A 24,670-nucleotide genomic window follows, 5' to 3' on the forward strand; every position below is an offset into this window, starting at 1 on the left:
AGCCAGAGACGGGTGCGCGCTGCGACCCGGTTGATGAACGCTGCGCATGAATGGCGCGGCCGGCGAAACTTGTCGAGTCAGCTCGCCATCTCGCATTCGGCCAGCAGCCAGTCACGGAAGGCTGCGACCGCCGGCAGTTCCGCGCGGGTCTCAGGATAGACCAGGTAGTAGCCTTCGGTACCGGTGACCGGCCGATCGAAGGGAATGACCAGCGATCCGGAGCGTAGCTCCTCCTCGACCAGGAAGCGCGGCACGATGGCCAACCCGAGACCCGCAACGGCCGCCTGCGAGACCATGGCGAACTGCTCGAAGCGCGGCCCCATCAGCGCCCGCTGCGGCGGCAGACCCTGCTGCTCCAGCCAGTTCGCCCAGGCGCGGGGCCGCGTCGATTGCTGCAGGAGGGAGCCCCTGAGCATGTCGGCGGGCTCCTTGAGGCCCAGGCGCGCTACCAGGCCGGGTGCCGCGACGGGCACGATCTCCTCGCCCATCAGGCGGTGCAGCCTCGCGCCGGGCCAGACCGGATCGCCAAAGTGGATCGCCGCATCGAGCGGCTCGCGCGCGAAGTCGAAGGGCACGAGTTTCGTGGTGAAGTTGATGGTGATGCCGGGATGCGCCTCGGTGAAGCGCGGCAGACGCGGAATCAGCCAGCGCGTGCCGAAGGTCGGGAGAATGGCGAGATTGAGCACACCGCCGGCGCCCCGGAAGGCCATAGTCGAGACGGTGGCCGCCGCCAGCCGCGAGAGCCCGTCCCGGATCTCGGCGGCATAGGCGGCGCCCGCCGGCGTCAGCGCGACGCGCTGTCTTGCGCGCTGGAACAATGCCACGCCCAGCACCGTCTCGAGATGCGCGACCTGCCGGCTGACGGCGCCCTGGGTCAGGCTCAGCTCCTCCGCCGCACGGGTGAAACTGCCATGGCGCGCCGCGGCCTCGAAGGCCGCCAAAGCCGACAGCGACGGCACGGTGAGGCGCCCTGGCACGATCTCGAGGTTCATGAGCCCTTCTCATCAAGTCGTGAGAACATATCGGTTGCCCGCGCAGGGCGTAAGAGGGCATTCTCGCTGGCCTGACATCCATCCGGCCGAACCGCGCCCAGGACGTATCATGACCTCTCCTCTCCCCCAGGACGCACTCGCGCTGCTGAAGCGTCTCGGCGTCACGGATGCCGCCTTCGCCGCCACCGGTCTCGCCGCCCGCTCGCCCATCACGGGCGAGAGCGTCGCGACGCTGCGGGAGACGAGCGCCGCCGAGGCCTCGGCCGCGATCGGCCGGGCGCATGCCGCCTTCCTGGCCTGGCGCAAGGTGCCGGCGCCGCGCCGCGGCGAGTTCGTGCGCCTGCTCGGCGAGGAGCTTCGTGCGGCCAAGGACGATCTCGGCCTGCTGGTCACCCTGGAGGCCGGCAAAGTCACCTCCGAGGGCCTCGGCGAGGTCCAGGAGATGATCGATATCTGCGATTTCGCGGTCGGCCTGTCGCGCCAGCTCTACGGCCTGACCATCGCGACCGAGCGACCAAACCACCGCATGATGGAGACCTGGCATCCGCTGGGCGTCTGCGGGGTGATCTCCGCCTTCAATTTCCCGGTCGCGGTCTGGTCCTGGAACGCGGCGCTTGCCTTCGTCTGCGGCGACAGCGTCGTCTGGAAGCCCTCCGAGAAGACCCCGCTGACCGGCCTCGCCGTCCAGGCGATCGTCGAGAAGACGATGAAGCGCTTCGGCCCCGAGGCGCCGGCGGGCTTGTCCGAAATCCTGATCGGCGGTCGCGAGATCGGCGACATCCTCGTGCAGGATCACCGCGTCCCGGTCGTCTCGGCGACGGGCTCGACCCGGATGGGCCAGGAGGTCGGCCAGAAGCTCGCCGCCCGCTTCGCGCGCGCCATTCTCGAACTCGGCGGCAACAACGCGGCGATCGTCGCGCCGTCCGCTGATCTCGACCTCGCGCTGCGCGGCATCGCGTTCGCGGCCATGGGCACGGCCGGCCAGCGCTGCACCACGCTGCGTCGCCTCATCGTGCATGAGAGCGTCTATGACGCTCTGATCCCCAAGCTCATCAAGGTCTATGGTTCGGTGACAATCGGCGACCCGCGCGAAGCGGGCGTGCTGGTCGGCCCACTCGTCGACGAGGCTGCCTTCAAGGGCATGCAGTCCGCATTGTCGGAGGCGAAGGCCGCCGGCGGGACGGTGCATGGCGGCGAGCGCGTCACGGTCGGAACGGGGGGCTTCTATGTCCGCCCTGCGATCGTCGAGATGCCCACGCAGACCGGCCCGGTCGTCCGCGAGACCTTTGCGCCGATCCTCTACGTCATGAAGTACAAGACGCTGGAGGAGGCGATCGCGATCCAGAACGCTGTCGGCGCCGGGCTGTCCTCCTCGATCTTCACGCTCGACATGCGCGAGGCCGAGACCTTCATTTCCGGCGAAGGCTCCGACTGCGGCATCGCCAACGTCAATATCGGCCCGTCCGGCGCCGAGATCGGCGGGGCCTTCGGCGGCGAGAAGGAAACCGGCGGCGGCCGAGAGGCCGGCTCCGATGCCTGGAAGGCCTATATGCGCCGGGCCACGAATACGCTCAATTACGGCACGACATTGCCGCTGGCGCAGGGCGTCAGCTTCGATGTGGGTGCGTGATCCAACAGCACGTCATTCTCGGGCGAAGCGCAGCGCAGACCCGGGAAGCTCTTAGACCAGTTCGCTGGTTTTGAGAGATGGTCGGGTCAAGCCCGACCATGACGCAGGAACCATGAGGGAGACGACCATGGCCGAAGCCGCCCGCAGCCACAGCACCAGCCACAAGCTGGCCGAGTTCACCTGGGACGACGCCTTCCTGCTCGACGAGCAGCTGACCGAGGACGAGCGCCTGATCCGCGACACGGCGCGCGACTTCGCGCAGGAGAAGCTGCAGCCCCGGATCTCCGAGGCCTATCTGGACGAGAAGACGGACCGTTCGATCTTCAACGAGATGGGCGAACTCGGCCTGCTCGGCGTGACCGTCCCGGAAGAGTATGGCTGTGCCGGCGCCAATTACGTGTCCTACGGGCTCGTGGCCCGCGAGGTCGAGCGCGTCGATTCCGGCTATCGCTCGATGATGTCGGTCCAGTCCTCGCTGGTGATGTACCCGATCTACGCCTATGGCGACGAGACCCAGCGCAAGAAGTACCTGCCCAAGCTGGGCTCGGGCGAATGGGTCGGCTGCTTCGGCCTGACCGAGCCCGATGCCGGCTCCGACCCGGCGGGCATGAAGACCCGCGCCGAGAAGGTCGCCGACGGCTATCGCCTGACCGGCTCGAAGATGTGGATCTCGAACTCGCCGATCGCCGACGTCTTCGTCGTCTGGGCGAAGTCGGCCGCGCATGACAACCAGATCCGCGGCTTCATCCTCGAAAAGGGCATGAAGGGGCTTTCGGCGCCGAAGATCGGCGGCAAGCTCAGCTTGCGCGCCTCGATTACCGGCGAGATCGTCATGGATGGCGTGATCGTGCCGGAAGAGAACCTGCTGCCCAACGTTTCCGGCCTGAAGGGTCCGTTCGGCTGCCTCAACCGCGCGCGCTACGGTATTTCCTGGGGCGTGATGGGCGCGGCCGAGGACTGCTTCCACCGCGCGCGTCAGTACGGGCTCGACCGCAAGCAGTTCAACAAGCCGCTCGCCCAGACGCAGCTTTTCCAAAAGAAGCTGGCGGATATGCTCACCGAGATCTCGCTTGGCCTGCAGGGTTCGCTGCGCGTCGGCCGGCTGATGGACGAGGGCAAGATGGCCCCCGAGATGATCTCGCTCGTCAAGCGCAACAATTGCGGCAAGGCGCTCGACATCGCCCGCCAGTCCCGCGACATGCATGGCGGCAACGGCATCTCGATCGAGTATCACGTGATGCGCCATGCCGCGAACCTCGAGACGGTCAACACCTATGAGGGCACGCATGACGTCCACGCGCTGATCCTCGGCCGAGCCGTCACCGGGCTGCAGGCGTTCTTCTGAGCGTATCTGGCAGCCGAGATGCCTGGGCTTGACCCGGGCATCTCGTCCCGCGTGAACTTCCCCGGAGATGGTCGGTGAAGCCCGACCATGACGTCGAGCCAAAGGCGCCATGACCGTCACACCTCCCCTCGCCGGCCTGCGCGTTCTCGAACTCGCGCGCATCCTCGCCGGGCCCTGGATCGGCCAGGTCCTGGCCGATCTCGGTGCCGATGTCGTCAAGGTCGAGGCGCCCGAGGGCGACGATACCCGCAAATGGGGGCCGCCCTTCGTCGAGGGCGTGGGCGACGAGCACCTGTCAGCCGCCTATTTCCACTCCGCCAATCGCGGCAAGCGCTCGATCACGGCCGATTTCCGCACGCCCGAGGGCCAGGCGCTGGTGCGAAAGCTCGCCGCCCATGCCGATGTCGTGGTCGAGAACTTCAAGGTCGGCGGGCTGGAGAAGTACGGGCTCGACGCCGCCTCGCTGCGGGCCGCCTATCCGCGGCTGATCTATTGCTCGGTCACTGGCTTCGGCCAGACCGGCCCCTATGCACCGCGCGCCGGCTACGACTTCCTGGTCCAGGGCATGGGCGGCGTGATGTCGCTCACCGGCGAACCGGAGGGCGCGCCGATGAAGGCGGCCTATGCGACAGCCGACATCTACACGGGGCTCTACGCCACAATCGGTATCCTCTCGGCGCTGCGCCGGCGCGACGCCACCGGTGAAGGCGCGACGCTCGACATGGCGCTGCTCGACAGCCAGATCGCCGTGCTCGGCAACCAGGCGCTGAACTATCTCGTCTCGGGCAATCTGCCGCCGCGGCTGGGCAACGCGCACCCCAACATCGTGCCCTATGACGTGTTCCCGGTGGCGGACGGGCACATCATCATCGCGACCGGCAATGACGGGCAGTGGCGCAAACTCTGCGAGGTGCTAGGCGAGGCTTCACTGGCAGACGAGGCGGATTATCTCGACAACCGCTCGCGGGTGAAGAACCGCGTCGCGCTGACGGAGCGGCTGCACGTCCTTTGCCAGCGCTATCTCAAGGTCGATCTGCTGGCCGCGCTCGAGAAGGTCGGTGTCCCGGCCGGCCCGATCAACGCCGTCGACGAGGTCTTCGCCGATCAGCAGGTGGTGGCGCGCGGGGTGCGCGTCGATCTCAAGAGCGAGCAAGCGAAGGGCGGCGCGATCCCGACGGTCGCATCGCCGATCGTCATGGACGGTGTCCGGCAGGTGTCGCCGCGCCCGAGCCCGCGGCTGGGCCAGCATGCCGATGAAATTCTGAACGACCCGGCCTGGGGCGGGCCCCTCGGATAATGTGACGTACTCGGCCCTCACCCTTGAGGCGCCGCGAGAGGAATGTGGCTATGGCACTACGCACCGGCGGGCAGATCCTCGTCGACCAACTCCTGATCCATGGCGCCACCGACGCGTTTTGCGTGCCCGGCGAGAGCTATCTCGCCGTGCTCGACGCGCTGCACGACGCCAAGCTGAAGGTCACGATCTGCCGGGCCGAGGGCGGCGCCTGCATGATGGCCGAGGCCGCCGGCAAGCTCACGGGCAAGCCCGGCATCTGCTTCGTCACGCGCGGGCCGGGCGCCACCAACGCCTCGCCGGGCGTCCATATCGCGCATCAGGATTCGACGCCGCTGATCCTGTTCGTCGGCCAGATCGACCGCTCGATGCGCGAGCGCGAGGCCTTCCAGGAACTCGACTACCGCGCCGTCTTCGGCACCATGACAAAATGGGCGACCGAGATCGACCAGGCCGAGCGCATCCCCGAGATCATCAGCCGCGCCTTCCATGTCGCGACATCGGGCCGGCCCGGGCCGGTCGTAATCGCGCTGCCGGAGGACATGCTGACGGACGTCGTCGAAGCGGTCGATGCCGAACCCTATCAGGTGACCGAGACCCACCCCTCCCTGCTGCAGACGATCGACCTGCAAAAGCGGCTCTGGGCGGCGAAGTCGCCGGTCGCGATCCTCGGCGGTTCGCGCTGGGACCCGCAGGCGATCGCGCGCTTCCAGCGCTTCGCAGAGCGCTTCGACCTCCCCGTCGCCGTCTCCTTCCGGCGGCAGATGCTGTTCCCGGCCGACCACCCGAACTTCGCCGGCGATCTCGGCATCGGTCCCAACCCCAAGTTGCTGGCGCGGATCAAGGAGAGCGATCTCGTCATCCTCGTCGGCGGGCGGCTCTCGGAGATGCCGAGCCAGTCCTACTCGCTGTTCGGCATTCCCAATCCGGGCCGCCCGCTGGTGCATGTCCATCCCGACCCCGAGGAGCTGGGACGGGTCTACCGGCCGTCGCTGGCGATCAATGCCTCGCCGACCGCCTTCTGCGCTGCGCTGGAGACGGTGCACCCGCCGCAGGAAATTGCCTGGGCCGGAGCCGCGGCTGCGGCGCATGAGGCCTATCTCGGCTGGAGCGAGCAGCCGGCACCGGTCGCCGGCACGTTCCACCCGGGCGAGATGGTGCGCTGGCTGCGCAACCACCTCCCGGACGATGCGATCCTGTGCAATGGCGCGGGCAATTACGCGACCTGGGTGCACCGCTTCCACCGCTTCACAAAATTCGCGACGCAGCTGGCCCCCACCTCGGGCTCGATGGGCTATGGCGTGCCCGCCGCGATCGGCGCCAAGCGGCTCTATCCGGAGCGCACCGTCGTGGCCTTCGCCGGCGACGGCTGCTTCCTGATGAACGGACAGGATTTTGCGACCGCCGTGCAGTACGACCTGCCGGTCATCGTCGTCGTCGTCGACAACGGCATGTACGGGACGATCCGGATGCATCAGGAGCGGGAGTATCCCGGCCGCGTCTCGGCGACGACGCTGAAGAACCCCGACTTCGCCGCCTATGCGCGGGCCTTCGGCGGCCATGGCGAGCGGGTCGAGACAACCGAGCAGTTCGGGCCCGCCTTCGAGCGGGCGCAGGCCTCCGGCAAGCCGGCGATCATCCACTGCCTGCTCGATCCCGAGGCGATCACCCCAGCCCGCTCGCTCTCGACGATCCGGGCGGAAGCACTGGCGGCGAAGGGCTGACGGCCCCGCCGCGACCGCGGTTAAAATGTTAACCGCATCGGTGAACCCGCGCTGAACCTTTTGCGACCATTCCTCGTTGATCAGCCGATTGGCAGAGGATGGTGGCGATGACGGTGCGGCGCGTGACGATGATGGGGCTGGTGGCGGCGATGGCCGCTATGGGGGCGCCCGCCCAGGCGGCGAACCTGTTCGAGGAGCTCGGCCGCGCCATCTTCGGCGGAGGCCAGCGCCTCCACGCCACGCCGATCTACGAATATGACGAACCGCAGCAGCGGATGCCGCGCCAGAAGGCGCCCGAGATCTCCTCGAAGCCGAAGCCGCCGGTGGTCCAGCTCGATCCGTCCGCCGATCCGAGCTGGTATCTGAAGGACCCGACGCTGCGCCGCGGCGACATCGTCGTCACGGCCCAGGGCGTGATGGTCTATCAGGGCGCGCGCGGTGGCGACGACAATCGCCGCGCGGACTTTACCGCGCTCGGCGGCGGCAAGGACAGCAAGGGCTGGAAGCAGCAGCTCGAAATGGCCGCAGCCGGCGGGCGCAGCTTCTTCGACGGCGCCACGGCGCCGCCGAAGCCGGCTATCACCGCCCAGGCCGAAGCGAAGACGCCCTGATCGCGCAGCGCGATCGGGTCAGACGAGGCGGGCTGCGACGAGCTTTCGCAGGCCCACCAGGTCCTTGACGAAGCCGCGAATGCCCTCGGCCAGTTTCTCGGTCGCCATCGCATCCTGATTGAGCGCGAAGCGGAAGGCCTTCTCGTCGAGATGGAGCCGTGCGGGCGCCTCGCGCGCAGCCTCGGGCGAGAGCTTGCGGGGCAACTCGCCGGTCGCGGCCGCGAGTTCGTCGAGCAGGGAGGGGCCGATCGTCAAACGGTCGCAGCCCGCCAGCGCCTCGATCTCGCCGATGTTGCGGAAGGACGCGCCCATCACCACCGTGCCGATGCCATAGGCCTTGTAGTAGTCGTAGATGGTGCGCACCGAAACGACGCCGGGATCGGTCTCGGCGGTGTAGGGACCGCCGCCGGCCTTGACGTGCCAGTCCAGGATGCGGCCGACGAAGGGCGAGATCAGGAAGGCCCCGGCATCCGCGCAGGCTGCCGCCTGCGGCAGGCTGAAGAGCAGCGTCAGGTTGCAGTCGATCCCCTCCGCCTGCAGCACCTTCGCCGCCTGGATGCCTTCCCAGGTCGACGCGATCTTGACGAGGATGCGATCCTTCTCGATTCCGCGCTCCTTATAGGCGGCGATGAGCGCGCGCGCCTTCCCGATCGTGGCCTGCGTATCGAAGGACAAGTCGGCGTCGACCTCGGTCGAGACGCGCCCGGGGACGATCTTGGTCAGCTCAGCGCCGAAGGTGACCGCCAGCCGGTCGCAGACGGCGTGCACCGTCGATTCCCCGCTGCCCGACTTCTTTCCCCAGGTCACGGCCTCCTCGACCAGATCGGCATAGGCCGGCGTCTCGACAGCCTTCAGGATCAGTGTCGGATTCGTGGTGCAATCGACGGGCGCCAGCCGGCGGACCGCTTCGATGTCGCCGGTATCGGCGACGACGGTGGTCATCTGGCGGAGCTGGTCGAGCTTGGAGGCGGTCATGGCGGTCCTGTCGAAGGCTAGGCGTGGAGCCCGAAGGTGGGGCGCCGGGATGGCAGGGTCAACCCGGAGCGGCGAATGGACCGCCCGGCCTCACGGCGATGCAGATCCAGATGACGGCGCTTTCATGGATATGTCATATGCGCGGACTACCGCCAGCGCAGACCCCGTTCCGGGCATCCGCACAGGAGACCACCATGCGCTTCAAGGCGTCCGTCCGCGCCCTCGCCACCGGCCTCTTCGCCAGCCTCTCCGCCGCGCTCCTGCCGGCCGTCCCGGCCCTGGCGGTCGAAGGCAAGCTCGTTCTCTACACCAGCCAGCCCAATACCGACGCCCAGCAGACCATCGATGCCTTCAAGGCGAAGCATCCGAAAGTCGAGATCAGCTTCGTGCGCGATGGCACGCCCCGCGTGATGGCGAAGCTGCGGGCGGAGTTCGAGGCCGGTACGCCCCAGGCCGACCTGCTGCTGATCGCCGACGCGGTCACCATGGAAGGGCTGAAGAAGGAAGATCGGCTGCTGGCGCATGAGAAGGCCGACATCTCAGCCTACCCCGCCGGCGTGCACGACAAGGCGAAGTTCTGGTTTGCGACCAAGCTGATCACCACAGGCATCGTCTACAACACCAAGGCGCCGATGAAGCCATCGAGCTGGCTCGACCTGACCAAGCCCGAGGCCAAGAACCTGCTGGCCATGCCAAGCCCACTGAATTCCGGCGCAGCCATGATCCACACCCTGACGCTGGCCGGCAACCTGCCGACGGGCTGGGGCTTCTATGAGGCGCTGCAGGCCAATGGCGCGCTCGCCGCCGGTGCCAATGGCGACATCCTCCGCCAGGTCGCCACCGGCGAGAAGCTCTACGGGATGATCGTCGACTTCATGCCGATCCGCGAGAAGGCCAAGGGTGCGCCGGTTGAGTTCGTCTTCCCGAGCGAAGGCGTCTCCGCCGTCAGCGAGCCGGTCGCGATCCTGAAGACCAGCAAGAACCCCGAAGCCGCCAAGGCGTTCGTCGATTTCCTGCTCTCGAAGGAAGGCCAGGAACTCGCCCTCAAGCAGGGCTATGTCGCGGCACATCCCGACGTCGCCCTGCCCGCCGGCTACCCTGCCCGCAGCGCCATCAAGCTGATGCCGTTCGATGCCGCCAAGGCGCTGGCCGACGAACCCGCTGCCCGCAAGCGGTTCAGCGCGATCTTCGAGTGACGCTCGCCGCGCAGACAGGTTGGCGGGAGGCGCAGGGCCGACCTCCCTGGCGGCGCCCGGCCCTGCCGGCCGGGCTCGGCCTGCCCGTGCTGGTCGCCGCCATCGCGCTGCTGCTCGGCGGTCTTCCCTTCCTGCGTCTTGCGGGGGCGGCCCTCGCCCCCGGCGGCCAGTTCGCGCCCGCCGATGCGCTCGCCCTGCTCGCCAGCCGGTCTGCCATCAACGCAACGCTGCACACGCTGGAGACGGCCGGCCTCTCGGCGCTGGGCGCGCTGCTGATCGGCGGCGCGGCGGCCATCCTGCTCAGTGTCACCGACATGCGCGGCAAGAGGCCGATCGCCTTCGCGTTGGTCTTCTCGATGATGATCGCGCCGCAGGTCGCGGCGCTCGCCTTCCTCAGCCTGTTGGCGCCGCAATCGCCGATCCTGGCATTGATCGGCCTCGCGCCGCCCCCCGGCACGCCGAACCCGCTGCTCGGCCGCGGCGGCATCGCGCTGGTGATGGCGTTGCACCATGCGCCGCTCGTCGCGATTACGCTCTGGACCGGCCTGCGCAGCGTGCCCCACTCCCTGATCGAGGCCGCCCAGATGGAGGGCGCCGGGCCTGCGACCATCATCGGCCGCGTGCTGCTGCCGGTGCTGCGGCCGCAGATCGTCGCTGCCGCGCTGCTCGCCTTCGTTGCGGGCATCGGCAATTTCGGGATTCCCGCGCTGCTCGGACTGCCCGTGAACTATCTCACGCTGCCGACGCTGATCTACCGGCGCCTGTCCAGCTTCGGCCCCGCAGGCCTGCCGGACGCGGCGGCCCTGTCGATCCTGGTCGGGCTCGTCGCAGCGCTCGGCATTGCGGCCGGAATGCTGGCGACGCGACGCGCCGGCGGCAAGGTCGAGATCGAGCGGCCGCTGGAGCCGTTCTGGGCGCTGGGCCGGGCGCGGCCCTTCGTCACCGGCGGGCTGCTGCTGCTGCTGGTGATCAAGCTCGGACTGCCGTTTCTCGCCCTGCTGGCTGAGGCGCTGACGCCGGCTCTCGGCGTTGCCCTGACCTGGCAGAGTCTGACCTTCGACAAATTCACCGAGGTGCTGCTGCGGCAGGACGTGACGATGCGGGCCTTCCGCAACTCCTTCCTCTTCGCCGGCAGCGCCGCGCTGATCCTCGCGCTCGCCTCGATCGCCTTCGCCTATGCGCTCGAGCGGCGGATGGGCAGGCTGCGCCGCATCGTCGAGGCGGTCATCGAGCTGCCCTATGCGCTGCCCGGCGTGGTGCTCGCCATCGCCTGCATCCTGATGTTCCTGAAGCCGCTGCCGCTTCTGGGCGTCAGCATCTATGCAACGCCCTTCATCATCCTGTTCGCCTATCTCGCGCGGTTCCTGCCGCTCGCGCTCAAGGCCCCGCTCGCCGCCATGGCGCAGATCGAGGCGCATCACGAGGAGGCGGCACGGCTGGACGGCGTGACCCTCTGGCAGATGCTGCGCTTCATCGTGGCGCCTATCCTCGCGCCTGCGGCCGTGGTCAGCGCCCTGATGGTGTTCCTCGTCGCCTTCAACGAACTGACCGTCTCGGCGCTGCTGTGGTCGTCCGGCACGGAGACGCTGGGCGTCGTGCTGTTCTCGCTCAAGGAAGCGGGCCTGGCCGGCGAGGCGGCGGCCGTCGCGATCAGCGCCTCGGCCGTGATCCTCATCGCGATGCTGACGCTCGACCGGCTGGCGCGGCGCCTGCCCGGCAACGTGCTGCCCTGGCGAATCTAGCTGCGCTCGTGCTGAGGAAGCGCGTCCGAGCCTGAACGGTCAGGCCGACTGACCTGCCGCCTGCCCCTCGCCCATCAGCAGGGCGCGGCTCGCCTTGGCCTCGCGGACGATGAAATCGACGATCGCCCGCACACGTGCGACATCCTTCAGATCGGCATGGACAAGCAGCCAGAAGGACCGCGTGATCGAGACGGTCTCGGGCAGGACCGGCACCAGGCGCGGCTCGTCCTCCGCCATGAAATGGTGGATGACGCCGATCCCCGCTCCCGAGACGACGGCATTCATCTGCGCCAGCACGCTCGAGCTCTGCACCTGAGCGCGCAGGCCCTTGGCGATCTCGTCGAGATAGTCGAGTTCGGGGGTGAAGATGAGGTCGTCGATATAGCCGACGATGCGGTGGGCGAAGAGATCCTCCGGCTTGGTTACCGGGGGCATGGTGTCGAGATAGGCCCGGCTGGCATAGAGGCCGAGACGATAATCCGAGAGCTTGCGGGCGACGACCTTGCCCTCCTTGGGCGGGGCGAGCGTGATCGCGACATCGGCCTCGCGCTTCGAGAGCGAGAGCAGCCGGGGCATCGCGATGAGCTGCAACTCCAGACCGGGATAGACGCCGGCGAGCTTGGCCAGGCGCGGCGCCAGGAAGACGGTGCCGAACCCGTCCGGCGCGCCGATGCGGACCGTGCCGGCCAGCGCCATGTCGGCTCCGCCGATGTCGCTCTGGATCGCCAGCGCATCGGTTTCCATGTTCTCCGCGCGCACCAGCAGGCGTTCGCCATGGGCGGTCAGGGTATAGCCCTGGGGGCGCCGCTCGAAGAGCTTGGCCTTGAGCGATTCTTCCAGCGAGGTGATGCGTCGCGAAACGGTGGCGTGATCGGCGCCCAGGCGCCGGGCAGCGGCGGTCAGGCGGCCGGAGCGGGCCACCGCCAGGAAGAAGCGCAGATCGTCCCAGTCGAACCGCTCCATCGCCACTCCCCGGTATTTGCTTTTCCGCACGCCATCGGTCCGGCTGTCGCTATAGCCGTGCGTAAACAGGAATGGTAGGGGAGAGCGGAATTTCGAGCCATCACCATTGGTAGGGGAGGACGCGATGCGTCAGGTCGGGCACTTCATTGGCGGCAAGCATGTCGCCGGCACCTCGGGGCGCAGCGCCGACATCTACCAGCCGATGGACGGCTCGGTGATCGGCAAGGTCGCGCTGGCCTCGGCCGCCGAGTTGCGCGCCGCCGTCGAAAACGCCGCCGAGGCCCAGCCGAAATGGGCGGCGGTCAATCCGCAGCGCCGCGCCCGCGTGCTGATGAAGTTCCTCGACCTGATCGCGCAGAACAACGACGAACTGGCCGAACTGCTCGCCCGCGAGCACGGCAAGACCATTCCCGACGCCAAGGGCGACATCCAGCGCGGCGTCGAGGTGGTCGAGTTCTCGCTCGGCGTCCCCAACCTGATGAAGGGCGAGTTTACCGACGGCGCCGGCCCCGGCATCGACATCTATTCGCTGCGCCAGCCGCTGGGCGTCTGCGCCGGCATCACCCCGTTCAACTTCCCGGCGATGATCCCGCTCTGGAAGCTCGGCCCTGCCATCGCCTGCGGCAACGCCTTCATCCTGAAGCCCTCCGAGCGTGATCCGGGCGTGCCGATGCGCCTGGCCGAGCTGTTCATCGAGGCGGGCGGCCCTCCCGGCATCCTCAACGTCGTCAACGGCGACAAGGAGGCTGTCGATGCCATCCTCGACGACCCCGACATCAAGGCCGTCGGCTTCGTCGGGTCGACCCCGATCGCGGAGTACATCTACGCCCGCGGCTGCGCCAACGGTAAGCGCGTGCAGTGCTTCGGCGGCGCCAAGAACCACATGATCATCATGCCCGACGCCGACATGGACCAGGCGGTCGACGCGCTGATCGGCGCCGGCTATGGCTCGGCCGGCGAGCGCTGCATGGCGATCTCGGTCGCTGTTCCGGTCGGCAAGGCCACCGCCGACGAGCTGGTGAAGCGCCTGATCCCGCGGGTCGAGAGCCTGAAGATCGGCCCTTCGACCGACGCATCGGCCGACTACGGCCCGGTTGTGACCAAGGCGGCGATGGAGAAGATCAAGGCCTATGTCGACACCGGCATCGAGGAGGGCGCGAGCCTCGTCGTCGACGGGCGCGACTTCACCATGCAGGGCTATGAGAACGGCTTCTATGTCGGCGGCTGCCTGTTCGACAACGTGACCAAGGACATGCGCATCTACAAGGAGGAGATCTTCGGGCCCGTCCTCTCCGTGCTGCGCGCCGAGAGCTATGACGAGGCGCTGAAGCTCACCAACGACCACGAATACGGCAACGGCACCGCGATCTTCACCCGCGATGGCGATGCGGCGCGCGATTTCGCCTCGAAGGTCCAGGTCGGCATGGTCGGCATCAACGTGCCGATCCCGGTGCCGCTGGCCTATTACACCTTCGGCGGCTGGAAGCGCTCGTCCTTCGGCGACCTGAACCAGCATGGCCCGGACTCGATCCGCTTCTACACCAAGACCAAGACGGTGACGGCGCGCTGGCCGAGCGGCATCAAGGACGGCGCGAGCTTCGTCATCCCGACGATGGGTTGAGGCAGGCAAGGAGGTGGTGGCCATGTTCGCGCTGAGCGAGGACCAACTCGCCATCCAGGAGATGGCCACCGCCTTCGCCGCCGATACGCTGGCGCCCAACGCCATGCGCTGGGACGAGGAGAAGCATTTCCCCGTCGACGAGATGCGCCAGGCGGCGGCGCTGGGCATGGGCGGCATCTATATCGCCGAGGATGTCGGCGGGTCGGGTCTGTCGCGGCTCGATGCGGCGCTGATCTTCGAGGCGCTCTCGACCGGCTGTCCGACGGTGGCGGCCTATATCTCGATCCACAACATGTGCGCCTGGATGATCGACCGCTACGGCTCGGCCGAGCAGCGGGCGTCCTTCCTGCCGAAGCTCTGCACGATGGAGCATCTGGCGAGCTATTGCCTGACCGAGCCCGGTGCCGGCTCGGACGCGGCGGCCTTGAAGACGAAGGCGGTCCTCGACGGCGACCATTACATCCTCGACGGCCAGAAGCAGTTCATCTCGGGCGCCGGCGTCTCCGACCTCTATGTCGTGATGGTGCGCACCGGCGAGGCCGGCCCCTCGGGCATCTCGACCCTCGTCGTCGAGAAGGGCACGCCCGGCCTCTCATTCGGCGCCAACGAGAAGAAAATGGGCTGGAACGCGCAGCCGACGCGCGCCGTGATCTTCGAGAATTGCCGCGTCCCCGTCGCCAACCGGCTCGGGCCCGAGGGCATCGGCTTCAAGATCGCGATGGCGGGGCTCGATGGCGGGCGGCTCAACATCGGCGCCTGCTCGCTCGGCGGCGCGCAAAGCGCCCTCGACAAGGCGCTGGCCTATGCCGGGGAGCGCAAGGCCTTCGGCTCGCGCATCGCGGATTTCCAGGCGTTGCAATTCAAGCTCGCTGACATGGCCACCGAACTCGAAGCGGCCCGCAGCCTGCTCTGGCGGGCGGCAGCGGCACTGGATGCCAAGACGCCGGACGCCACGAAGCTCTGCGCCATGGCCAAGCGCGTCGCGACCGATACGGGCTTCACCGTCGCCAACGACGCCCTCCAGATCCATGGCGGCTATGGCTATCTCGCCGATTACGGGATCGAGAAGATCGTCCGCGACCTGCGCGTCCATCAGATCCTCGAGGGCACCAACGAGGTCATGCGGATGATCGTGGCGCGCGGTCTGGTCGGCCGGGCCAAGGGGAATTGAGATTCGGCGTCATTCTCGGGCGGAGCAAAGCGCAGACCTGAGAATCTCTGGCAGGAGATGGTCGGCTCAAGGTCGATCATGACGTCGCAAACAGCGGGAGGACACGACCATGACCAGCATCGCCTTCATCGGCCTCGGCAATATGGGCGGCCCGATGGCCGGGAATCTCGTCAAGGCGGGGCATGAGGTCCGCGCCTTCGATCTGGTTCAGGCGTCGAAGGATGCCGCCGCCGAACTCGGCGTGGCGATCGCCGGCTCGGCACAGGAGGCCGTCGCGGACGCCGATGTCGTCGTCACCATGCTGCCGGCCGGCAAGCATGTGCTCGCCGTCTGGGGCGACGTGCTGCCCCGCGTGAAGAGCGGCGCCCTGCTGATCGACTGCTCGACCGTCGATGTCGAAAGCGCGCGCAAGGCCCATGGGCTGGCTGGCGAGCGCGGCTGTCTCTCGCTCGACGCCCCGGTCTCGGGCGGCACCGGCGGCGCCAAGGGCGGAACCCTGACCTTCATGGTCGGCGGCGCGGAAGAGGCCTTCGCGCTGGGCGAGCCGATCCTGAAGGCGATGGGCCGCCGCATCGTGCATTGCGGCGCCGCCGGAAACGGCCAGGCCGCCAAGATCTGCAACAACATGATCCTGGGTATCTCGATGATCGGCGTTTCGGAAGCCTTCGTGCTGGCAGAGAAGCTAGGCCTTTCGCATCAGGCGCTGTTCGACGTCGCCTCGACCTCTTCGGGCCAGTGCTGGTCGCTGACGACCTACTGCCCGGTGCCGGGCCCCGTGCCCACCTCGCCGGCCAACAACGAGTACAAGCCCGGCTTCGCCTCGGCCCTGATGCTGAAGGATCTCAAGCTCTCGCAGGAGGCCGCCCAGGCGGCCGGCGCCTCGACGCCGCTCGGCGCGGCGGCGACGCAACTCTACGGGCTACACAACGCCTGGGGTGAAGGCGGAGCGGACTTCTCCGCCATCGTCCATCTGCTGCGCGGACGCACTGCCTCGTAAGCGTGCTTGCGCGAGGGCGTGAGCCGGGTTTAGGACGGAGGTCATGAACGACGCCTCTCGTCCCCGCGAACGCTCGGCCCTCACCGGCTTTGCCGTCAACACGCTCGACCGCCGCGAGGACCTGCGCAATAACCCCGACGCTGTGAATGCGCTGCGCCACCGCTCGGACACCCGCATCGCGGTGGTGGCGGGCGAGACGCCGATCCTCAAGCGGCTCGACGGCGAGGCGCTCTCGATCTGGTTCACCCATGGCGAGACGCAGTCCCTCGGCGACGGGCTGGAGGAGGCCTTCCTCGGCCTCGCGCCTGATGGCGCCCCGCGCTTCGGACGGCTGCTGGACCGGGCGCAGGCAGATGTGCTGCGGGCGCGGCCCGAGCTGGTCGTCAGCGATCTGCGCTCGGTCGCACTGAAGTGCCTGGTCCCCGAGGACGAGGTCGGCCCACTCGGCCAGGCCAAGGCGCTGCTGGACTGGCATGCGCGGCACCGGTTCTGCGCCCAGTGCGGCGGACCGACCCATCTCGGCGCATCGGGCTGGAAGCGCGAATGCAGCGCCTGCGGCGCCCAGCATTTCCCGCGCACCGACCCCGTCGTGATCATGCTGGTGACGCGCGGCGAGACCTGCTTGATGGCGCGCCAGGCGCGATTCGCGCCGGGGATGTATTCCTGCATCGCCGGCTTCGTCGAGCCCGGCGAGACCTTCGAGGACGCGGTACGCCGCGAGAGCTGGGAAGAAGCCGGCCTCCGCGTCGGCACCGTCCGCTACATCGCTTCGCAGCCCTGGCCCTTCCCTTCCTCGCTGATGATCGGCTGCATCGCGGAAGCGCTGAACGACGAGATCGTGCTCGACATGACCGAGCTTGAGGCCGGGCGCTGGTTCACCCGCGACGAGGCGCTGGCGATGCTGGACGGCACCCATCCCGAGGGCTTCACCAGCCCGCAGCATCTCGCCATCGCCAACACGCTGCTGCGGGCCTGGGCGGTCGAGGGCGAGCGCGCCTAGGTCAGCTCCCTCATGCCCGCCGGCGTCTCGATGCTCGCCCGGTAGCGCAGGGCGGGCCCGGGCCCGACAACGGGCGGGGTGTCGATCGCGAATGCGTCGTACAGCCGCTGGATGGCAGCGGGATCGGGGCTCTCGAGCGTGATCGCCCGTAGCCTCGCGCCGAGATCGGCCATCGCCGCCATGAAGCGTGCCTTGCCGCGCCGGTCGATGAGCGAGGGACAGGCGCCGTCGCCAGGCAGCGAGCCGTTATCCGGGATTGCGAAATCAAAGGTGGGATCGTCGAAAGGCAGAGCGACCTTTCGACCGAAGATGTATTCGCGCCCCGCCAGCACGGCGTCGATATCGTCGGTGCGTGCGACCCAGCCGCGCAGGCGGCGCCCTTCGTCCCAGGCCCGCCTGACGCCCGCCTGATCGTCCAGGCCGAACCAGCGCGGCCGCCCGGGCACGTGCCCTTCCGGATCGAGCGCGACGACCTCCAGATAGACCGAGCCGCCGAGCTGCAGCAGGTGGTTGTGCGTGCCCATATAGGCGTGGCGCTGGCCAAAGGGCACGTCGAGATCGAGGCAGGCCCGCACATGGGCGACGCCCTCGGCCAGCGAGGGCGCAATCACCGTCAGATGGTCGAGATGCAGGGAAGGCCGCTTCGATGCGTGCGCAGGGATGGCCTCGACCACAACGGCAGCCCCCTTACTCGGCGGCTTCCGCGAAGTTCTCGCGCAGGGGGCTTGCCGGGTAGACGCCGAGGATCTTCACCTCCTTCGAGAAGAAGGCGAGTTCGTCGAGCGCGCGGCGCAGGCCCGGATCGTCCGGGTGTCCCTCGACATCGGCATAGAACATCGTCGCCGAGAACTGGCCGTCGACCATGTAGCTCTCGAGCTTGGTCATGTTGATGCCGTTGGTGGCGAAGCCGCCCATCGCCTTGTAGAGCGCGGCCGGCAGGTTACGGACCTGGAAGATCAGCGTCGTCACCGTCTCCGCGGCGCCCTGGCGGGTGAACTCCGGGTATTTCGAGAGAATGACGAAACGCGTGGTATTGTGCTTCTCGTCCTCGATGTCCTCCATCAGGATCTCGAGGCCGTAGACTTCGGCCGCGATGCGCGGCGCGATCGCGGCGCGGGTGATGTCGGCCGCTTCCGCCACCTGCCGGGCCGAGCCGGCGGTGTCGGCCGCGACCTCGGCCTTGAGGCCGAGCTTGCGGATGATCTTGCGGCACTGGCCGAGCGCATGGATGTGGCTCTGCACCTTCGTCAACGTCGCCAGGGTCGCGCCCTTCACCGCCATCAGATGGAAGCGGATCGGCAGGAAATGCTCGCCGATGATGTGCAGCCCCGAGCGCGGCAGCAGGTGATGGATGTCCGCGACACGGCCGGCGATCGAATTCTCGATCGGAATCATGCCGTAGCGGGCGGTGCCGTCAGAGACCGCCGCGAGCGCATCCTCGAAGGTGGCGCAGGGCAGAAGCTCGCAATCGGGAAAGACCTGCAGGGCCGCCTGGGAGGAGAAGGCGCCGGGTTCGCCCTGGTAGGAAACGATGATGGTCATGAATGCGGCTCTCGGACTTCAGGCGCTGGTCTTCAGGACCGCGCGGGCGCGGTCGAGGTCGGGGGGCGTGTCGACGCCGCGGGGGACGTGGTCGATGATCATGGCGTCGATGCGCATGCCGTCTTCCAGCGCGCGCAGTTGCTCGAGGCTCTCGCGCTTCTCGAGCGTCGATTGCGGAAGGCTGACGAAACGGTCGAGCGCGCGGCGGCGATAGGCGTAGATGCCGACATGGTGGTAGAGCGGCCCCTCGCCATAGGGGGCCGTGGCACGGGTGAAATAGAGCGCCCGCAGCCGGCCCGGCGCCACGGGGCTGCCGACCATCTTGACGACGCTCGGCGCGGTCTTCTCCTCGTCATCGGTGATGAGCCCCACCAGCGTGGCGATCTGCACCGCCGGATCGGCCAGCGGCGTGATCGCGGCCGCAATGGCGACCGGCTCCAGCGTCGGGAAGTCGCCCTGTACGTTGACGATAACGTCGTGGAGGCCGTTAGGATCCAGGATATCGGCCGCCTCCTTGATCCGGTCGGAGCCCGACGGGTGATCGACGCTGGTCATCACCGCGACGCCGCCGACGGCCTCGACGGCGGCGAGGATCTCGGTCGAGTCGGTCGCGACCGCGACGGGGCCGATGCCCGCCGCGACGGCGCGGCGCCAGACGCGGACGATCATCGGCTCACCATGGATATCGGCCAGCGGCTTGCCGGGAAGGCGCGTCGCTCTCAGGCGGGCAGGGATCAGGATCAGCGGGTCCGACATGATGGCTGGCAGGGCTCGGTGGCGGCGGCGCGCAGGCGCGGCACGAGGCGTCAAAAGGTCTCAAAGCGGAGCGTGCTTATACGAGTTGCAATGAGGCGCGCAAAGCGGTTAAGCAACGCGCGGGTGTCGGCCCTTTCCGGGTCCGCACAACGCTGTCTTGCTTCCTGTGCCGGGCGCACGGGCGGCCGAGGGTTCGGATACGATGGATATCGAAACCAACAAGATCGCCGGTGCCGTTCTCGCGACGCTGCTGGTGGTGATGGGCCTCAACATGACGGCCGGCATCGTGTTCGCGCCGAAGAAGCCCGCCGTGCCGGGCTTCGACCTGCCGAGCGACGAGCCGGTGGCCGCCGCTGCCGCCCCGGCCGCTGCAGCCGACGAGCCGATCGCGGTCCGCCTCGCCAAGGCCGATGTGGCGCGCGGCGAAAAGGCCGTCGGCGCCTGCAAGGCCTGCCACACCTTCGAGAAGGGCGGCGCCAACAAGATCGGCCCGCATCTCTATGACGTCTATGCCCGCAACAAGGGCTCGGTCGACGGCTTCGCCTATTCTGCGGCGATGAAGGGCAAGTCGAGCGAGAAGTGGGAGGCCGATCAGCTCGACGGCTTCCTGAAGAACCCGAAGGCCTATCTGCCCGGCACGATCATGGCCTATGCCGGTGTCGGCCGCCCCGATACCCGCGCCGACATGGTTGCCTATCTCAACTCGCTCGCCGACGCGCCCAAGCCGCTGCCCAAGCCCTGAGCGACAGCGCACCGACGGTCACGCTTCTTTGAAGCCGGGCGCACCGCCCGGCTTTTTCTTTGCCGGCCCGGCGCTTGCGCCGGTCACGGTGTTGCCGCCACGATGATGTGCGATGTTGCGCCTGCCGACAGGGCGGGCCAGATGAAACCGGGCGATTCGGACGCCCCGCCATCGACGAGGAGACGCGACACGATGACGATCCGCATGACGCGCCGGCGGGTTCTGGAAGGGGCTGCTCTCCTCGCGGGCGGCGCGGTGCTGCCGGGCCTGGGAGGACGCGCGATCGCGCAAGGCGTCGAGACGCATGGTCTCTCGACCTTCGGCGAACTCGGACTCCCCGCCGATTTTCCGCATTTTCCCTACGTGAACCCCAAGGCGCCGAAGGGCGGCACGCTCACCGTCCAGATCAAGCGCGCCAGCGGCAACCAGAGCTTCGACACCTTCAACACGCTCAACACCTTCGTGCTGCAGGGCGACGGCGCGGCCGGCATGGATTCCTGCTTCGACAGCCTGATGTCGGGCTCGGGCGACGAGCCAGGCACGCTCTATGGCCTGCTGGCCAAGAGCGTCGCGGTTTCGGCGGACAGGCTGACCTACCGGTTCCGGCTGCGGCCGGAGGCCCGCTTCCATGACGGCAGCCGCGTCAGCGCCCGCGACGTCGCCTTCAGCATGAACCTGCTGAAGAGCAAGGGGCACCCCTCCTACCGTCTGATGCTGAACGAGCTCGCCTCCGCCACAGCCGAGAGCGACGACATCTTCGTCGCCCAGCTGACGCCCAAGCGCAGCCGCGATCTGCACCTGATCGTCGCCGGGCTGCCGGTCTTCTCGGAGAAATACTGGTCGACCCGCAATTTCGAGGCCTCGACGCTGGAGGCGCCGCTCGGCTCGGGCCCCTACAAGGTCGGACGCTTCGAACAGGGCCGCTTCATCGAGTTCGAGCGCGTGGCGGACTACTGGGGGCGCGACCTGCCGGTGAATATCGGCGTCAACAATTTCGACCGGGTGCGCTGGGAGTACTTCCGCGACCGGCAGGTGGCGTTCGAGGCCTTCAAGAGCGGCGTCATCACCTTCCAGGAGGAGTTCACCTCCCGCATCTGGGCGACGGGCTACGACTTCCCTGCCCTGCATGAGGGCAAGGTCAAGAAGGAGAGCCTGCCGAAGACCGACCCGACGGGCTCGCAGGGCTGGATCTTCAACCTGCGCCGCGAGAAATTCGCCGATCCGCGCATCCGCGAGGCGCTCGGGCTGTGCTTCGATTTCGAATGGACGAACAAGAACATCATGTTCTCGTCCTTCGCCCGGATGACCTCCTATTTCGAGAACTCGGATTCGAAGGCAGCCGGCCTGCCTTCGCCCGCGGAACTCAAGCTGCTCGAGCCCTTCCGCGGCAATGGTTCCCGACGAGGTCTTCGGCGAGCCCTTCCTGCCGCCGGTCTCGGACGGCTCCGGCAGCGACCGCGCCCTGCTGCGCCGCGCCGACGAGATGTTCCGTGCCGCCGGCTGCAAGCGCGACGGCAATGTGCTGAAGCTGCCGAACGGCCAGCCCTTCGAGATCGAGTTCCTCGATTCGCAGGGCGCGCTGCAGCCCCATACCCAGCCCTTCCAGGCCAATCTGAAGCGGCTCGGCATCACCGCGACCTCGCGGATCGTCGATGGCGCGCAATATCAGCGCCGCCTCGACGAGTTCGATTTCGACATCATCAGCCGGGCGCTCGGCGGCAGCGCCATTCCCAGCGACAGCCTGCGCATCGTCTATGGCTCGGAGGCCGCGAAGACGCGCGGCTCGCGCAATGTCGGCGGCGTCAGCCACCCGGCCATCGACGCGATGATCGAGGCGGTCGGCCAGGCCGACAGCTATGCCGAGGTCGTCGTCGCGGCCAAATGCCTCGACCGCATCCTGCGCGCCGGCCGCTACTGGATCCCGATGTGGTGGAATCCCACCGAGTGGCTAGCCTATTGGGACATGTTCGACCGCCCGCAGACCAAGCCGAAATTCGGCTCGGGCGCGCCGGGAATCTGGTGGTACGACGCCGACAAGGCGAAGCGGATCGGGAAGGCTTAAGCCGGCATGCTGAGCTATATTGCGCGCCGCATCGCCCTGATGGTGCCGACCCTGTTCGGCATCCTGCTGATCTCCTTCGTGATCGTGCAGTTCGCTCCGGGCGGGCCGGTGGAACGGGTCATCTCGCAGCTGCAGAACCCCAATAGCGGCGGCGCGGCCGATCGCGTCGGTGGTGGCTCAGGCGGCGATGCCGGCGCGCAGGCAGCCGGCGACGCCGGCTCCGCCTATCGCGGCGCACAGGGCCTCGACCCGGCCTTCATCAAGGAGCTCGAGAAACAGTTCGGCTTCGACAAGCCGGCGCATGAGCGCTTCCTGAAGATGCTCGGCGACTATGTGCGGTTCGATTTCGGCCGCAGCTATTTCCGTGACGCGCCGGTGTTGCAGTTGATCAAGGAGAAGCTGCCGGTCTCTATCTCGCTCGGGCTGTGGATGACGCTGCTGTCGTATGCGATCTCGATCCCGCTCGGCATCCGCAAGGCGGTGAAGGACGGGTCGCGCTTCGACACCTGGACGAGCGCTGTCGTCATCGTCGGCTATGCGATCCCGGGCTTTCTCTTCGCGATCCTGCTGATCGTGCTCTTCGCGGGCGGCTCGTTCTGGCAGATCTTCCCGCTGCGCGGGCTCACCTCCGACAATTTCGCGCAGCTCAGCCTGACGGGCAAAATCCTCGATTATCTCTGGCACATCGCCCTGCCGGTGACGGCAATGGCGCTCGGCGCCTTCGCGACCTCGACGCTTTTGACCAAGAACTCCTTCCTCGACGAGATCCGCAAGCAATACGTCCTGACCGCGCGGATGAAGGGACTGTCCGAGCGTGGCGTGCTCTACGGACATGTCTTCCGCAATGCGATGCTGATCGTGATCGCAGGCTTTCCCGGCGCCTTCGTCGGCGCCCTCTTCGCCGGCTCGCTGCTGATCGAGACGATCTTCTCCCTCGACGGGCTGGGGCTTCTCTCCTTCGAGGCGATCGTCAACCGCGACTATCCGGTCGTCTTCGCCAATCTCTACATCTTCTCGCTGATCGGCCTGTTCGTGCACCTCATCACCGACCTCACCTATACCTGGGTCGATCCCCGCATCGATTTCGAGACGCGGGAGACCTGAGATGAGCGACACGCTGATCGCCCCGCCCCCCGCGACCCTGCGTGGCGAGGCGCCGCTGGCCCCGGCCGAAGCCGCCCAGGGCTGGCTCAAGCTCTCGCCGATCAACCGGCGCAGGCTCAACAACTTCAAGGCCAACCGGCGCGGCTGGTGGTCGCTCTGGATCTTCCTGACCCTGTTCGTGCTGTCGCTCTTCGCCGAGTTCCTCGCCAACGACCGGCCGCTCATCGTGCGCTACAAAGGCGAGTGGCTGTTTCCGGTCGCGGTGAACTATCCGGAAGAGAAGTTCGGCGGCTTCCTCGCCACGACGGACTATCGCGACCCCGTCATCGCCAAGGAGATCGGCGCCAACGGCTTTTCGGTCTGGCCGCCGATCCGCTACAGCTACCGCACGCACAACCTCGACCTGCCGGTCCCTGCGCCGGCGCCGCCGACCTGGATGCTCAAGGACGAGCAGTGCAAGGGCATCGCGGAGCGGACCGGCGGGACAGGCTGCCGCGACATCGAGTGGAACTGGCTCGGCACCGACGACCAGGGCCGCGACGTCGTCGCCCGGCTGATCTACGGTTTCCGCATCTCGATCCTGTTCGGGCTGATCCTGTGTGGGATCTCCTCGGTCATCGGCATCACGGCCGGCGCGATCCAGGGCTATTTCGGTGGCTGGACCGACCTCATCTTCCAGCGCGTGATCGAGATCTGGACCTCGATCCCGGCGCTCTACCTGCTGATCATCGTGGCCGCGATCATCACGCCAAGCTTCTTCGTGCTGCTCGGCATCCTGCTCCTGTTCTCCTGGGTCGCACTGGTCGGCGTGGTCAGGGCCGAGTTCCTGAGGGCACGCAATTTCGAATATGTCCGCGCGGCGCGGGCGCTCGGGCTCTCCAACCGCGCCATCATGGTCAAGCATCTGCTGCCCAATGCGATGGTGGCGACGCTGACCTTCCTGCCCTTCATCCTGAACGGCTCGATCACGACCCTGACCTCGCTCGACTTCCTCGGCTTCGGCCTGCCGCCCGGCTCGCCCTCGCTCGGAGAGCTCCTGGCGCAGGGCAAATCCAACCTGCAGGCCCCCTGGCTCGGCCTCTCGGGCTTCGTCGTGATCGCGCTGATGCTCTCGCTGCTGATCTTCATCGGCGAAGCGGTGCGGGATGCGTTCGACCCGCGGAAGACGTTTGCGTGAAGGCTGTGGTATGATGGTCGCCGTCA

20 protein-coding genes and 1 pseudogene are annotated in these 24,670 nt (G+C 67.7%); 15 read left to right on the plus strand and 6 right to left on the minus strand.

The genetic code is table 11. The features are described from left to right. Nucleotides 1–77 precede the first annotated feature (77 nt). Complete coding sequence (locus tag ABIE41_RS23870) at nucleotides 78–992, minus strand: LysR family transcriptional regulator (protein ID WP_192642680.1); 915 nt, start codon at nucleotides 990–992, stop codon at nucleotides 78–80. Nucleotides 993–1,101: 109 nt separating this feature from the next. Here ABIE41_RS23870 and amaB point away from each other — a divergent pair, with 109 nt between their 5' ends. The 5 genes from amaB to ABIE41_RS23895 all read left to right on the plus strand — a co-directional run bounded on the left by amaB (nucleotide 1,102) and on the right by ABIE41_RS23895 (nucleotide 7,596). Continuing rightward, entirely contained in the window at nucleotides 1,102–2,622 is a 1,521-nt protein-coding gene (gene amaB, locus ABIE41_RS23875; protein WP_192642681.1) for an L-piperidine-6-carboxylate dehydrogenase, read from the plus strand. Between the two features lie 127 nt (nucleotides 2,623–2,749). Further along, entirely contained in the window at nucleotides 2,750–3,967 is a 1,218-nt protein-coding gene (locus ABIE41_RS23880; protein ID WP_192642682.1) for an acyl-CoA dehydrogenase, read from the plus strand. A gap of 109 nt (nucleotides 3,968–4,076) precedes the next feature. Then, nucleotides 4,077–5,264 (plus strand): CaiB/BaiF CoA transferase family protein, encoded by a 1,188-nt coding sequence (locus tag ABIE41_RS23885; RefSeq protein ID WP_192642683.1) that lies wholly within the window; start codon nucleotides 4,077–4,079, stop codon nucleotides 5,262–5,264. 50 nt (nucleotides 5,265–5,314) lie between these two features. Next, nucleotides 5,315–6,985, plus strand: a complete 1,671-nt coding sequence (locus tag ABIE41_RS23890) for a thiamine pyrophosphate-binding protein (protein WP_192642684.1) — start codon at nucleotides 5,315–5,317, stop codon at nucleotides 6,983–6,985. Nucleotides 6,986–7,092: 107 nt separating this feature from the next. Next, complete coding sequence (locus ABIE41_RS23895) at nucleotides 7,093–7,596, plus strand: hypothetical protein (protein WP_192642685.1); 504 nt, start codon at nucleotides 7,093–7,095, stop codon at nucleotides 7,594–7,596. A gap of 18 nt (nucleotides 7,597–7,614) precedes the next feature. Here ABIE41_RS23895 and tal read toward each other — a convergent pair whose 3' ends face one another. Beyond that, nucleotides 7,615–8,571, minus strand: coding sequence for a transaldolase (gene tal / locus ABIE41_RS23900; protein ID WP_192642686.1), 957 nt, complete (start codon nucleotides 8,569–8,571; stop codon nucleotides 7,615–7,617). Nucleotides 8,572–8,765: 194 nt separating this feature from the next. Between tal and ABIE41_RS23905 the strand changes: the two genes are divergently transcribed. Both ABIE41_RS23905 and ABIE41_RS23910 read left to right on the plus strand, forming a co-directional pair. Next, nucleotides 8,766–9,767 (plus strand): ABC transporter substrate-binding protein, encoded by a 1,002-nt coding sequence (locus ABIE41_RS23905; RefSeq protein ID WP_192642687.1) that lies wholly within the window; start codon nucleotides 8,766–8,768, stop codon nucleotides 9,765–9,767. Beyond that, on the plus strand, nucleotides 9,764–11,509 hold the full coding sequence (locus tag ABIE41_RS23910; RefSeq protein WP_354193304.1) for an ABC transporter permease: 1,746 nt from the start codon (nucleotides 9,764–9,766) through the stop codon (nucleotides 11,507–11,509). The genes ABIE41_RS23905 and ABIE41_RS23910 overlap by 4 nt, the downstream gene beginning before the upstream one ends. A 39-nt stretch (nucleotides 11,510–11,548) precedes the next feature. Here the strand turns inward: ABIE41_RS23910 and ABIE41_RS23915 are convergent, their stop codons facing one another. Then, nucleotides 11,549–12,472: a LysR family transcriptional regulator gene (locus ABIE41_RS23915; RefSeq protein ID WP_192642688.1), complete on the minus strand. Its 924-nt coding sequence runs from the start codon at nucleotides 12,470–12,472 to the stop codon at nucleotides 11,549–11,551. 124 nt (nucleotides 12,473–12,596) lie between these two features. Here ABIE41_RS23915 and ABIE41_RS23920 point away from each other — a divergent pair, with 124 nt between their 5' ends. From ABIE41_RS23920 to nudC, 4 genes are all read left to right on the plus strand, one after another. Continuing rightward, nucleotides 12,597–14,093, plus strand: coding sequence for a CoA-acylating methylmalonate-semialdehyde dehydrogenase (locus ABIE41_RS23920; protein ID WP_192642689.1), 1,497 nt, complete (start codon nucleotides 12,597–12,599; stop codon nucleotides 14,091–14,093). A 22-nt stretch (nucleotides 14,094–14,115) separates the two neighbouring features. Then, nucleotides 14,116–15,264: an isobutyryl-CoA dehydrogenase gene (locus tag ABIE41_RS23925; protein WP_192642690.1), complete on the plus strand. Its 1,149-nt coding sequence runs from the start codon at nucleotides 14,116–14,118 to the stop codon at nucleotides 15,262–15,264. A gap of 109 nt (nucleotides 15,265–15,373) precedes the next feature. Then, nucleotides 15,374–16,261 (plus strand): 3-hydroxyisobutyrate dehydrogenase, encoded by an 888-nt coding sequence (gene mmsB / locus ABIE41_RS23930; RefSeq protein WP_192642691.1) that lies wholly within the window; start codon nucleotides 15,374–15,376, stop codon nucleotides 16,259–16,261. 43 nt (nucleotides 16,262–16,304) lie between these two features. Then, on the plus strand, nucleotides 16,305–17,261 hold the full coding sequence (nudC, locus tag ABIE41_RS23935) for an NAD(+) diphosphatase (RefSeq protein WP_192642692.1): 957 nt from the start codon (nucleotides 16,305–16,307) through the stop codon (nucleotides 17,259–17,261). Here the strand turns inward: nudC and ABIE41_RS23940 are convergent. Genes ABIE41_RS23940 through ABIE41_RS23950 form a run of 3 tightly spaced genes read right to left on the minus strand, consistent with a single transcriptional unit; the run spans nucleotide 17,258 to nucleotide 19,559 of the window. Next, nucleotides 17,258–17,935 (minus strand): VOC family protein, encoded by a 678-nt coding sequence (locus tag ABIE41_RS23940; protein ID WP_354193308.1) that lies wholly within the window; start codon nucleotides 17,933–17,935, stop codon nucleotides 17,258–17,260. The two genes, nudC and ABIE41_RS23940, sit on opposite strands and share 4 nt — an antisense overlap. A 13-nt stretch (nucleotides 17,936–17,948) precedes the next feature. Beyond that, nucleotides 17,949–18,803 (minus strand): prephenate dehydratase, encoded by an 855-nt coding sequence (locus ABIE41_RS23945; protein ID WP_192642693.1) that lies wholly within the window; start codon nucleotides 18,801–18,803, stop codon nucleotides 17,949–17,951. An 18-nt stretch (nucleotides 18,804–18,821) separates the two neighbouring features. Then, nucleotides 18,822–19,559, minus strand: coding sequence for a 3-deoxy-manno-octulosonate cytidylyltransferase (locus ABIE41_RS23950; protein ID WP_192642694.1), 738 nt, complete (start codon nucleotides 19,557–19,559; stop codon nucleotides 18,822–18,824). 202 nt (nucleotides 19,560–19,761) lie between these two features. Between ABIE41_RS23950 and ABIE41_RS23955 the strand changes: the two genes are divergently transcribed. The 4 genes and pseudogenes from ABIE41_RS23955 to ABIE41_RS23970 all read left to right on the plus strand — a co-directional run bounded on the left by ABIE41_RS23955 (nucleotide 19,762) and on the right by ABIE41_RS23970 (nucleotide 24,644). Then, on the plus strand, nucleotides 19,762–20,301 hold the full coding sequence (locus ABIE41_RS23955) for a c-type cytochrome (RefSeq protein ID WP_192642695.1): 540 nt from the start codon (nucleotides 19,762–19,764) through the stop codon (nucleotides 20,299–20,301). A gap of 192 nt (nucleotides 20,302–20,493) precedes the next feature. Beyond that, nucleotides 20,494–22,363 (plus strand): annotated as a pseudogene (locus tag ABIE41_RS23960) (extracellular solute-binding protein). Between the two features lie 6 nt (nucleotides 22,364–22,369). After that, nucleotides 22,370–23,467: a microcin C ABC transporter permease YejB gene (locus tag ABIE41_RS23965; RefSeq protein WP_192642697.1), complete on the plus strand. Its 1,098-nt coding sequence runs from the start codon at nucleotides 22,370–22,372 to the stop codon at nucleotides 23,465–23,467. Between the two features lies 1 nt (nucleotide 23,468). Next, complete coding sequence (locus ABIE41_RS23970; protein ID WP_192642698.1) at nucleotides 23,469–24,644, plus strand: ABC transporter permease; 1,176 nt, start codon at nucleotides 23,469–23,471, stop codon at nucleotides 24,642–24,644. Nucleotides 24,645–24,670: the final 26 nt, after the last annotated feature.

Source organism: Bosea sp. OAE506 (genome assembly GCF_040546595.1).
Classification (GTDB): Bacteria; Pseudomonadota; Alphaproteobacteria; order Rhizobiales; family Beijerinckiaceae; genus Allobosea.

Bases quoted from the DNA above. Each gene is read 5' to 3' on its own strand.
- ABIE41_RS23885 (WP_192642683.1), top strand. From the start codon at position 4,077: ATGACCGTCACACCTCCCCTCGCCGGCCTGCGCGTTCTCGAACTCGCG.
- ABIE41_RS23920 (WP_192642689.1), top strand. From the start codon at position 12,597: ATGCGTCAGGTCGGGCACTTCATTGGCGGCAAGCATGTCGCCGGCACC.
- ABIE41_RS23950 (WP_192642694.1), bottom strand. From the start codon at position 19,559: ATGTCGGACCCGCTGATCCTGATCCCTGCCCGCCTGAGAGCGACGCGC.
- ABIE41_RS23955 (WP_192642695.1), top strand. From the start codon at position 19,762: ATGGATATCGAAACCAACAAGATCGCCGGTGCCGTTCTCGCGACGCTG.
- tal (WP_192642686.1), bottom strand. From the start codon at position 8,571: ATGACCGCCTCCAAGCTCGACCAGCTCCGCCAGATGACCACCGTCGTC.
- ABIE41_RS23895 (WP_192642685.1), top strand. From the start codon at position 7,093: ATGACGGTGCGGCGCGTGACGATGATGGGGCTGGTGGCGGCGATGGCC.
- mmsB (WP_192642691.1), top strand. From the start codon at position 15,374: ATGACCAGCATCGCCTTCATCGGCCTCGGCAATATGGGCGGCCCGATG.
- ABIE41_RS23870 (WP_192642680.1), bottom strand. From the start codon at position 992: ATGAACCTCGAGATCGTGCCAGGGCGCCTCACCGTGCCGTCGCTGTCG.
- ABIE41_RS23915 (WP_192642688.1), bottom strand. From the start codon at position 12,472: ATGGAGCGGTTCGACTGGGACGATCTGCGCTTCTTCCTGGCGGTGGCC.
- ABIE41_RS23905 (WP_192642687.1), top strand. From the start codon at position 8,766: ATGCGCTTCAAGGCGTCCGTCCGCGCCCTCGCCACCGGCCTCTTCGCC.
- ABIE41_RS23970 (WP_192642698.1), top strand. From the start codon at position 23,469: ATGAGCGACACGCTGATCGCCCCGCCCCCCGCGACCCTGCGTGGCGAG.
- ABIE41_RS23925 (WP_192642690.1), top strand. From the start codon at position 14,116: ATGTTCGCGCTGAGCGAGGACCAACTCGCCATCCAGGAGATGGCCACC.
- amaB (WP_192642681.1), top strand. From the start codon at position 1,102: ATGACCTCTCCTCTCCCCCAGGACGCACTCGCGCTGCTGAAGCGTCTC.
- nudC (WP_192642692.1), top strand. From the start codon at position 16,305: ATGAACGACGCCTCTCGTCCCCGCGAACGCTCGGCCCTCACCGGCTTT.
- ABIE41_RS23880 (WP_192642682.1), top strand. From the start codon at position 2,750: ATGGCCGAAGCCGCCCGCAGCCACAGCACCAGCCACAAGCTGGCCGAG.
- ABIE41_RS23965 (WP_192642697.1), top strand. From the start codon at position 22,370: ATGCTGAGCTATATTGCGCGCCGCATCGCCCTGATGGTGCCGACCCTG.
- ABIE41_RS23945 (WP_192642693.1), bottom strand. From the start codon at position 18,803: ATGACCATCATCGTTTCCTACCAGGGCGAACCCGGCGCCTTCTCCTCC.
- ABIE41_RS23890 (WP_192642684.1), top strand. From the start codon at position 5,315: ATGGCACTACGCACCGGCGGGCAGATCCTCGTCGACCAACTCCTGATC.